This is a genomic window from Spirosoma daeguense (assembly GCF_054776875.1).
Genome location: NZ_BAAHBF010000026.1, coordinates 1 through 1504 on the forward strand (window position 1 = coordinate 1; position 1504 = coordinate 1504).

Genomic DNA, 1504 nt, shown 5'->3' on the forward strand with positions numbered 1-1504 from the left:
GCCTTATTGCCAGTACTTGAAAAACTTGGCTTTAAATCGAACCCCTAGGGAATTGAAATTGGACTGCCGTTCGAGAACGAATTGAACCTTCTGGAATAAACAAAACGCCCTGACTCAGCCGGCCGGGGCGTTGTTGTTATTCCTAAACCCTTATGTAGTCTCAATTTAACCTATACACCTCCACCGTATCAGTATCATCATCACAAACAGGAGCTAACCAGAAACATGGCTCGTCATTCTCTTCAATAGATTTTAGAAAGTAGTAGTCTGGCACCATTCCAATAAGTTCGTTACGTTCTGGCATCATCATGCCGCCATGTTTACAAAGCCAATGTACGTCAACTTCTTTGTTGAGGTGTTCTCTAAAGTTATCTATGGTGATTAGTGTTTTCATACATCCATTCTGTACTTATCGTAAGCGCTCTTTAGCTTAATATCGTACCTGTTCACAGCATATAATTTGCCATTATATTGCCTAGCGAACGAAGTCCAGTTCTGTGTCTGTAATTCATCATCCAATCCAGTGCCAATAATGAACTCGCAAAACAAATCAAGCTGAGATGCTTCCGACTCTTCCATTCGCTTTACAAACTCGCCCAGCGTTTCGCATCCGCACACTAACGCGTGTTGACCAAGTATTTGAAACAGACCCCAACTACTCGACTGCACTGCCGCGTTTGCATTTAGTTTGGCAGCCTGTTCGAACAGTCTCCAGCTATCAGTAACGGTTTTAGGGTAGCCGGGTTTCCACTTTGGGAAGGAAAGTAGTGGGAGCGATTGGTCGTATTTGCCGCCTGTCTTTCGCGAGAACAGATGTGGTTCAAAGCGTATAATACAGCGACCATCGGACATAAACCCACTGCCACCACTTTCAACCTGTGTAACGGCGCGAATGGTCGCCACATCGACGTTCAGGCGTTTAGCGGCTCGTTTGTAGTCGTCTAGGGTCAGCTTTACTTTCGGCTGTGCGGTGGTCGGGTTGGTCGGCATGGCTTTACTTAACTATGATCGTGACAGTGCTTGTAACACCTTAATAATTAGCGACTTCTTACTTGCTTTTAATCCGTCTTACTGTTTCACCCGCGCAGGTGGCTATACACAAATTAGGTTTGCTTTTACTGTAAACTCTTCAGTTGAAGTAGGCTTAATCTTATCAAGACTATCGTAGAGCTTCTGACAATCAATACACAAACAGCCAAACTCAGTAGGATATATTTCGTCTGGCGAATAATAATCGTCGCATGATTCACATTTCTCTAGAACCATCTTGGTTTGCGAATCAATCACATTTCCCTCAATGTTGCGTATAAGTCCAGCAGGAAGCGTTTCGTCTTTCATGTCTCTACTATTTGTGTGCGAATGCCTGTATACCTCAACCCCTCCCGTACTACCACAAGCAATTCGTACACAGAAGGCTCCCCGGTCGTTTGGCGGAAGGCACGGAGCTTGCAACCAGCGAATGCCAGCAGAATCGGCCAATACGCTGCATTTGTTACGTACTGAT

Annotated in this window: 3 protein-coding genes; all 3 read right to left on the reverse strand. The window is 44.9% G+C overall.

All coding sequences use genetic code 11. From position 1 onward, the window contains the following. Positions 1-160 precede the first annotated feature (160 nt). On the reverse strand, positions 161-394 hold the full coding sequence (locus ACYVD4_RS31935; RefSeq protein WP_460952506.1) for a hypothetical protein: 234 nt from the start codon (positions 392-394) through the stop codon (positions 161-163). Beyond that, a complete protein-coding gene (locus tag ACYVD4_RS31940) occupies positions 391-990 on the reverse strand; it encodes an N-acetylmuramidase family protein (protein ID WP_460952508.1) in 600 nt (199 codons plus the stop codon). Before ACYVD4_RS31940 ends, ACYVD4_RS31935 begins: the two co-directional genes overlap by 4 nt. A 102-nt stretch (positions 991-1092) precedes the next feature. Further along, a partial coding sequence (locus tag ACYVD4_RS31945) for a hypothetical protein (protein WP_460952510.1) occupies positions 1093-1504 on the reverse strand: 412 nt, incomplete at its 5' end.

Excerpts from the sequence above, each read along its gene's own strand:
- ACYVD4_RS31935 (WP_460952506.1), bottom strand. The coding sequence starts at position 394 with ATGAAAACACTAATCACCATAGATAACTTTAGAGAACACCTCAACAAA.
- ACYVD4_RS31940 (WP_460952508.1), bottom strand. The coding sequence starts at position 990 with ATGCCGACCAACCCGACCACCGCACAGCCGAAAGTAAAGCTGACCCTA.